The following is a 7,980-nucleotide window of genomic DNA, read 5'->3' as shown; positions in this document are numbered from 1 at the left end:
GGCGGGACCTTCGGCCTATCTGCAGGCGGCGCTCCATGCCGGCGAACTGCCGGGCGTGGTCGCCATCGACGCGCTGATGCCGATGCTCGCAAGAGCCGAGGCCGAGGGCCGCATCAGGGGCGACATCACCATCGTGCCCTGGGCCAACCCGATCGGTCGCGCCCAGTACCATTTCGGCGAACATCAGGGCCGCTTCCATCTCGGCACGCGCAACAACTTCAACCGCGGCTTTCCGCTGCTTGCCGCACCGGACGCTTCGCTCTTGCCCGATACCAGGCTCGGCACGCCCGACCAACGGCTGAAGATCAGGCTGCTGCAGCTCTCGCTCGGCCACAACATCGTGCTCGACCTGCATTGCGACGACGAGGGCCTGCCCTACCTCTACATCCACGCCAGCCTGTGGCCGGCGATGGCCGATTGCGCGGCGGCCATGGGCGTCGATGCGGTGCTGCTGTGGAACGAGGACACCGACGGCACCTTCGAGGGCGCCTCGATCATGCCTTATCAGAATGTCCCGGCGGATGTGGCGCGTTTCGACCGGCGGGTCGCCACCACGGTCGAATATCGCGGCGTGCTCGACGTCGACGGCGAATTGGCCGCTTCCGATGCCGAGGGGCTCTATCGGCTGCTGGTCGCGCGCGGCGTTGTCACCGACCCCGCCTTGGCCACGCCCGGCCCCTTCACCGGCACCGTGGCGCCGCTGGAAAACATCGACATGATGCCGGCGCCGAAGGGTGGCGCGGTCGTCTATGACGTGAAGCCCGGCGACCGCGTCGCCAAGGGCGCGCGGCTCGCCAAAATCGTCCACGCCCCGGGCGAAACGGGCGGCAGCACGGAAGTGTTCGCGCCCCAGGCCGGCCTCATCCTGACGAGGCGTTCGCGGCGCATCATCCGCGCCGGCGAGGACCTGCTGAAGCTGGTTGGCGACAGGAGAAGCGACGATGCAAGGTCGGGGACGCTGGAGGACTAAGCGAGCGAGGCTTTTACCAGCCTCGTGGAATCCAGTTGCGCGGCCGACCATTCGCCGCTATGGGAATCGCCATGAACATGCGCTCGAACAAGACCATTTGGTGGTGGGCTCGCTGACAGCGGCCTGTTCGAACGCGTGCGCGTGAAAAGAGAGGGTGGCCGCAACGGAATGTCCGGGCGGCCATTTGTTTTTTGAAGCCATCCCCGGGTCCGTTGCCCCAAGAAGCTGAAATAGCAAGACGCTGATGGAGACGGCAATGACGACAAGAGTTCTGGACAACGGGGCCGAGCGCTTCGTCACAGCGGGTGGCGTGGCGATCACCCGCGACCGCCAGGAGCAGCCCTATGAAGGCGCCATCGACGCCTATGTCGACGGGCTGAATTCCCGGCGCGGCGCGGTGTTTTCCTCGAATTACGAGTATCCGGGCCGCTACACGCGCTGGGACACCGCCATCATTGATCCGCCGCTGGTGATTTCCGCGCGCGGACGCGCCATGCGCATCGAGGCGCTGAACGGACGCGGCGAAGTGCTTTTGCCGGTGATCGCCAAGGCGCTGGACGGTCTTGCCGAGGTCTCCATCGCCGAAACGTCGCCAAGGCTCATCCGCCTCGAGGTTGCCAAGCCAGGCCGCGTCTTCACCGAGGAAGAGCGCAGCCGCGTACCTTCGGTATTCACCGTGCTGCGCGCCATTACCGCTTTGTTCAAGACCGAGGAAGACGCCAATCTAGGCCTCTACGGCGCCTTCGGCTACGATCTCGCCTTCCAGTTCGACCCGGTCGACTACAAGCTCGAGCGCAGAGAGAGCCAGCGCGATCTGGTGCTGTTCCTGCCTGACGAGATCTTGGTCGTCGACCACTATTCGACCAAGGCCTGGACCGACCGCTATGACTATTCCGGCAAGGGTTTCTCGACGGAGGGGTTGCCGCGCGACGCCGCCGTCGAGCCGTTCAGGACCGCCGACCGCATCCCGCCGCGCGGCGACCACGAGCCCGGCGAATACGCCAACCTGGTGCGCCGGGCGATGGACAGCTTCAAGCGCGGCGACCTGTTCGAGGTCGTGCCCGGCCAGATGTTCTACGAGCGCTGCGAAACCGAGCCTTCCGAGATTTCGCGCAAGCTGAAGGCGATCAACCCCTCGCCCTATTCCTTCTTCATCAACCTCGGCGAAGGCGAGTATTTGATCGGCGCCTCGCCGGAGATGTTCGTGCGCGTCAACGGCCGGCGCGTCGAGACCTGCCCGATCTCGGGCACGATCAAACGCGGCGACGACGCCATTTCGGACTCCGAGCAGATCCTGAAGCTGCTCAACTCCAAGAAGGACGAATCCGAGCTCACCATGTGCTCGGACGTTGACCGCAACGACAAATCGCGCGTCTGCGATCCGGGCTCGGTGCGTGTCATCGGCCGCCGCCAGATCGAGATGTATTCGCGCCTGATCCACACCGTCGACCATATCGAGGGGCGGCTGCGCGAAGGCATGGATGCCTTCGACGCCTTCCTGTCGCATGCCTGGGCGGTCACCGTCACCGGCGCGCCGAAGCTCTGGGCCATGCGCTTCATCGAGCAGAACGAGAAGAGCCCGCGCGCCTGGTATGGCGGGGCGATCGGCATGGTCAACTTCAACGGCGACATGAACACCGGGCTGACGCTGCGCACCATCCGCATCAAGGACGGCATCGCCGAGGTACGCGCAGGCGCCACGCTGCTCTTCGACAGCGTTCCCGAGGAAGAAGAAGCCGAAACCGAACTGAAGGCATCCGCCATGCTATCCGCCATCCGCGACGCCAAGACCGGCAATGCCGTTGGCGCCGAACGCACCGCCGCGCGCGTCGGCGACGGCATCAACATCCTCCTGGTCGACCACGAGGACTCCTTCGTCCACACGCTCGCCAATTACTTCCGCCAGACCGGCGCCAATGTTTCCACCGTGCGCACGCCCGTGCCGGAGGAGGTTTTCGAGCGGCTGAAGCCGGACCTCGTCGTGCTCTCGCCTGGCCCTGGCACGCCGAAGGACTTTGATTGCGCCGCCACGATCAAGAAGGCAAGAGCCCGCGACCTGCCGATCTTCGGCGTCTGCCTCGGCCTGCAGGCGCTGGCTGAAGCCTATGGCGGCGAGCTCCGGCAGTTGCATATACCGATGCACGGCAAGCCGTCGCGCATCCGCGTCTCCAAGCCCGGCGTCATCTTCTCCGGCCTGCCCAAGGAAGTGACCGTCGGCCGCTACCACTCGATCTTCGCCGATCCAGTGCGCCTCCCCGACGATTTCCTGGTCACCGCCGAGACCGAGGACGGCGTCATCATGGCCTTCGAGCACCGCAAGGAGCCGATCGCCGCCGTGCAGTTCCATCCGGAATCGATCATGACGCTCGGCCACAATGCCGGCATGCGCATCATCGAGAACATCGTTGCGCATCTGCCGCGCAAGGCCAAGGAAAAGGCAGCCTAGCAGCGATGGCCGCAACGGAAGACATGACGGCGGCCGCGGCAAAAGCCGCAGCCAAGCGCAAGGTCGCCAGCCTTGCCTTCTGGTCGATCGTCATCGCCTTCCTGGTGATGGGGTTGAAGTTTGTCGCCTGGCAGATGACCGGCTCGGTCGCCCTCTATTCCGACGCGCTGGAATCGATCGTCAACGTCATCACGGCGACCGCCGCTCTCTGGGCCATCCGCATCAGCCACAAACCAGCCGACAGCGACCATCCTTTCGGTCATCACAAGGCCGAATATTTTTCGGCGGTGCTCGAGGGCGTGCTGATCGTCGTGGCGGCGATGCTGATCATAGCCAAGGTGTGGCAGTCGCTGCAGAACCCGGCACTGATCGAACAGCCCTGGGAGGGCTTGATGATCAACGGCGGCGCTGCTGTGGTCAACGCCGCATGGGCCTTGGTGCTGATCCGCAACGGCCGCGCCGAACGATCGCCGGCATTGGTCGCCGACGGTCAGCACATCATGACCGACGTGCTGACCTCGGTCGGCGTCATCGTCGGCCTTGTTGCCGCGGTGATGACTGGGTGGCGGATTCTCGACCCGCTGCTTGCGCTGCTCGTGGCGCTCAACATCCTCTACCAGGGCTGGAAGCTTACTGGAGAATCGTTGAGCGGCCTCATGGACCGTGCCGTGGATACGCAGGAGCATATGCGCATCCGCGACATCATCTCGGCCAATTCGAAGGGAGCGCTGGAGGTGCACGACCTCAAGACGCGCATCGCCGGCCGCGCCACTTTCATCGAATTTCACATGGTCGTCGACGCCGGTATGACGGTGGGCGACAGTCATGTCATCTGCGACCGCATCGAGGACGCGCTGAAGGCCGAAATCCCCTCGGTGCGCGTCACCATCCATGTCGAGCCTGACGATGAGGCGAAGCTGCCCAAGGGCACCACGGCGGTGCCGTTCGCCTAATTTCGCCCCAAGCTTACACTGCGAAGGTCTGTCGAGATTCAGGTCAGGCCGAGTCGAGAACGGTGACTTCCGAGAACCGGAGCGGAGCGTACTTGAAGTACGTGAGCACCGGAAGCGCAGGAAGTTGCCGTTCGCAGGCCGGCCTCACCTGAATATCGATGGACCTAAGGTGCGCAGGCCGCCTGCGGCATCGGATTCAGCCGATAGACCTTGTCGTCCGACGTCGTCTTGCCATCCGCCGCCTTCGAGCAGAGATCGACGATGGCGAGCGCGCTGTTGGGGTTGGCCAGCATCATCGTGCCGTTGGCGCCGCGTTTCAGGAAAATCTCCTTCTGCGAGACGTCGCAGGCAAAATCGCTGATCTTCGAGCTTGCCGCGCAGCGCCACTGGTCGGCCTCGCCCTGGCATAAATAGGTCTGCGTGACCTTGCCCGACTTCTGCCTGGTCGTCACCGAAATGGCGATGTCGGCGCCGTCCGGCCAGTTGGCCACATCGCCGCCTGAAGCGTAGGAGGCTAGTTCGACCGGCCCGCGGAAAACCCGGATCGACTGCGTCACCTGGTCGGGGTGCGACTTCAGATGCGCGGCGTCGTAGTCGCGGCCATAGCAGAACGCCTGGTCGGGCTTCAGCCGCTCGCGCAGCGGCGCCCCGAGCGCCGGATCGATCGGATCGATGCGCGCGAATTCCGCCTTGCAGGTGGCGGCCGGCATCGGGTCGAGGCGGAAATTGTCGTCCTCGCTGCCCAGCGCCTGCTTGTTGTACTGCGCCGCGCCGAGTTCCTCCTCCGCGCCGGCGTCGAGATAGACATCGGGCTGTACGTTGGAGACGATCAGCCGGCCTTTGTCGTCGACCTTGAGTGAAGCGAGCGTGCGGTCGCATTCCATGCCGCAATGGATCGGGCCGCTCTTGCCGTCCTCGGATTGACGATTGCACCAGCCAGCTGCCCATTCCGGCTTCTTGGTGCCGCGCACCGTGGTGGTGAGAAAGCCATCATAGGCGGCGCCGCCAATCGTGCTCGGCTCCTCGTTCGGCCGGCTGACCGGATCGTGGCCATAGTAGAAGAAGATGCGCGCCACTTTCTGCTTTGGATGCGCCTTGAGGTGCGCCGCGTCGTAGACGCGTCCGAAACAGGCATCGGCGCCGTTGGGGCTGAGTTCCGTCAGCTTGGGAGTGTCATCGGCAAGAGCCGCGCCGACAACGAACAATGCAGCGCCAAGCGCCGCGCCCACCGCTATCCTCGACGTCATGTGACCCTCCTCCCATCGACAGGACGTGACTGCGATTCATGCTAGTCTAGGAGCAGTTCCGGGAAAAGCGTGTAACGGTTTTCCATAGGGAATTGCGTAGAAACAAATAGTTAGCGAGGCCGGGGCCACGCAGGACCATAGTGCCCGGCTGGTGGAGGAAGAGCGATGCTGCGCCGAGATATTTTCCGTGCCGGTCTTGCCGGGGCCGCCGGCCTTTTCGGACTGCGCCAGGTCAAGGCGGCTGCCGCGGAGGAGGAAAGGCTGAAGGTCGCCTATCACCTCAGCGACGTCGACAAGGCCAATTTCGTCCTCGGCAACATCAAGAACCATTACGAAGGCACCGGCGGCAATGTCGACATCGTGCTTGTCGTGCATGGCCCGGCCCTTGCGGCCTTTAAGACCAAGGCCGCATCCGGCGCTACGTCCAGCCGGTTTGCCGGGCTGGTCCAGAAGGGGCTGGTTCCGCAAGCCTGCGGCAACACCATGCATGGCATGGACATCACGCTTGCCGACCTGCTCGCCGGCTTCCAGGTCGCCGACAAGGGCGGCGTCGTCAAGCTCGCCGAATTGCAGCGCCAGGGCTACATCTATCTCCGGCCCTGACGGCGGGAAGGCTTGAACGCGAGGCCGCCGATAGCCTACGAAAGACGCGGGATTTCGGAGACCAACCAGCATGACGACACTTGTCATTCCCGACCTCGCCGGCAGGGCGGTGCTCGTCACCGGCGCGTCGACCGGGATCGGCGCGTCGCTTGCCCGCGCCTATGCCGCGCAGAAATGCCGCGTCGCACTGCACTACAACTCAAGCCGTGAGGCCGCCGAAAAGCTCGGCCGAACCATTCGCGACAGCGGCGGCGAGGTCTTCTTGACCCAGGGCGACTTCTCAAAGCCCACCGACGTTGAGCGTGTCGTCGAGGAAAGCGCCGAGCATTTCGGCCGCCTCGACGGTCTCGTCAACAATGCCGGCGGCATGCTCGGCCGGGTTGCCTATGCCGACCAGACCGAGGCGCATTACGACGCGGTGATGGACCTTAATGCGCGATCCGTGCTGACCGCCTCGCGCAAGGCGATACCGTGGCTGAAGCGCCAGGGCGGCTTCATCGTCAACACCTCCTCGATCGCTGCCCGCAACGGCGCCGGCGGCGGCGCCGGCCTCTATGGCTCGGCCAAGGCCTTCGTCTCCAACGTGACGCGCGGCATGGCCAAGGAGTTGATCGGCTTCGGCATCCGCGTCAACGCCGTGGCCCCCGGCACCATCCTGACACCCTTTCACGAGCGCTATTCGACCGAGGAGCAGATCAAGGGCATGGTCGCTACCATTCCGCAGGGCCGCGCCGGCACCGCCGAGGATTGCGTCGGCGCCTATCTGTTCCTGTCATCCGACCTCATGAGCGGCTACATCACCGGCCAGGTGATCGAGGTGAATGGCGGCCAGTTGATGCCGTGAGGCGCCGACTGCATACTCTTGTCGCGCAACCGGAGGGAGATACAAGGAATGTACGGACTGATCGGCAAGATGCGGGCGGCGCGCGGCCAGCGCGACGCGGTCATGGACGTGTTGCGCGAGAGCACCGTCGCGCTCCCCGGCTGCCTGAGCTACATCATTGCCACCGACCCGGCCGACGCCGACGCCATCTGGGTCACCGAAGTATGGACCGATCAGGCGAGCCACAAGACGTCATTGCAATTGCCCGAAGTGCAGGCGGCGATCGCCAAGGCGCGCCCCTTCATCGCCGGCTTCGAATTCCAGGTCGAGACCCATCCGGTCGGCGGCTTCGGCCTGCCCGCCGGCAACACAGGCTGACGCTGGAGCAACGCAAATCAGGACTTTTGCGCGGGAAATGGGTTCGCATTTGTCCCCGCCCGGTCTAAGAGCCGGATATGGACTCCTCGCCAGAACAACCACCCGTTGATCGCATGGCGCGACTCCGTCCGCCGCGGCAATGGCTGGTGCTGCTGGCGTTCTCGCTGCTGTTCGCCAGCGCGCTGGAAGCCGCCGCTCTGCCGGCGGCGCTGCTGATCGGACCGATGCTGGCGGCGATCCTTGCCGGAACCAACGGCGCCACGGTGCGCGTGCCCCGCCCCCTGTTCGGCTCGGCGCAAGCCGTCGTCGGCTGCCTCGTTGCCGCTTCCATCTCCGCCGACATATTCCCCGTCTTCTACAAGGAATGGCCGCTTTTCCTCGGCGCCGTCATTGCGACCGTCACCGCCTCCAGCCTGCTTGGCTGGCTGATCAGCCGCTGGCGCATATTGCCCGGCACCACAGCCGTCTGGGGCTCGTCGCCGGGAGCGGCCACCGCCATGGTGCTGATGGCGGGCGCCTTCGGCGCCGACCAGCGGCTCGTCGCCTTCATGCAGTATCTG

The 7,980-nt window shown here is 64.8% G+C and carries 8 protein-coding genes; 7 read left to right on the top strand and 1 reads right to left on the bottom strand.

The window, feature by feature from the left end; translation table 11 throughout:
- The 3 genes from EOA33_RS16795 to EOA33_RS16785 form a co-directional block, all read left to right on the top strand.
- The coding region (locus EOA33_RS16795; RefSeq protein WP_127406096.1) for a succinylglutamate desuccinylase/aspartoacylase family protein at positions 1–970 on the top strand (970 nt) is incomplete at its 5' end.
- 256 nt (positions 971–1,226) lie between these two features.
- A complete protein-coding gene (locus EOA33_RS16790; protein WP_126058621.1) occupies positions 1,227–3,416 on the top strand; it encodes an anthranilate synthase in 2,190 nt (729 codons plus the stop codon).
- Positions 3,417–3,421: 5 nt separating this feature from the next.
- Positions 3,422–4,369, top strand: a complete 948-nt coding sequence (locus EOA33_RS16785) for a cation diffusion facilitator family transporter (RefSeq protein WP_126058620.1) — start codon at positions 3,422–3,424, stop codon at positions 4,367–4,369.
- A 164-nt stretch (positions 4,370–4,533) separates the two neighbouring features.
- On the opposite strand, the gene EOA33_RS16780 is transcribed toward EOA33_RS16785, so the two are convergent.
- Complete coding sequence (locus EOA33_RS16780; RefSeq protein ID WP_126058619.1) at positions 4,534–5,616, bottom strand: hypothetical protein; 1,083 nt, start codon at positions 5,614–5,616, stop codon at positions 4,534–4,536.
- A gap of 165 nt (positions 5,617–5,781) precedes the next feature.
- Between EOA33_RS16780 and EOA33_RS16775 the strand changes: the two genes are divergently transcribed.
- From EOA33_RS16775 to EOA33_RS16760, 4 genes are all read left to right on the top strand, one after another.
- Positions 5,782–6,219 (top strand): DsrE family protein, encoded by a 438-nt coding sequence (locus EOA33_RS16775; RefSeq protein WP_126058618.1) that lies wholly within the window; start codon positions 5,782–5,784, stop codon positions 6,217–6,219.
- Positions 6,220–6,289: 70 nt separating this feature from the next.
- A complete protein-coding gene (locus EOA33_RS16770) occupies positions 6,290–7,063 on the top strand; it encodes an SDR family oxidoreductase (RefSeq protein ID WP_127406095.1) in 774 nt (257 codons plus the stop codon).
- 48 nt (positions 7,064–7,111) lie between these two features.
- Positions 7,112–7,420: a putative quinol monooxygenase gene (locus EOA33_RS16765; RefSeq protein WP_126058616.1), complete on the top strand. Its 309-nt coding sequence runs from the start codon at positions 7,112–7,114 to the stop codon at positions 7,418–7,420.
- Between the two features lie 77 nt (positions 7,421–7,497).
- A partial coding sequence (locus EOA33_RS16760) for an AbrB family transcriptional regulator (protein ID WP_190234291.1) occupies positions 7,498–7,980 on the top strand: 483 nt, incomplete at its 3' end.

Origin of the sequence: Mesorhizobium sp. M4A.F.Ca.ET.050.02.1.1 (genome assembly GCF_003997725.1) — a bacterium.
GTDB lineage: Bacteria > Pseudomonadota > Alphaproteobacteria > Rhizobiales > Rhizobiaceae > Mesorhizobium.
This window is presented reverse-complemented; position numbering and strand designations above follow the sequence as displayed.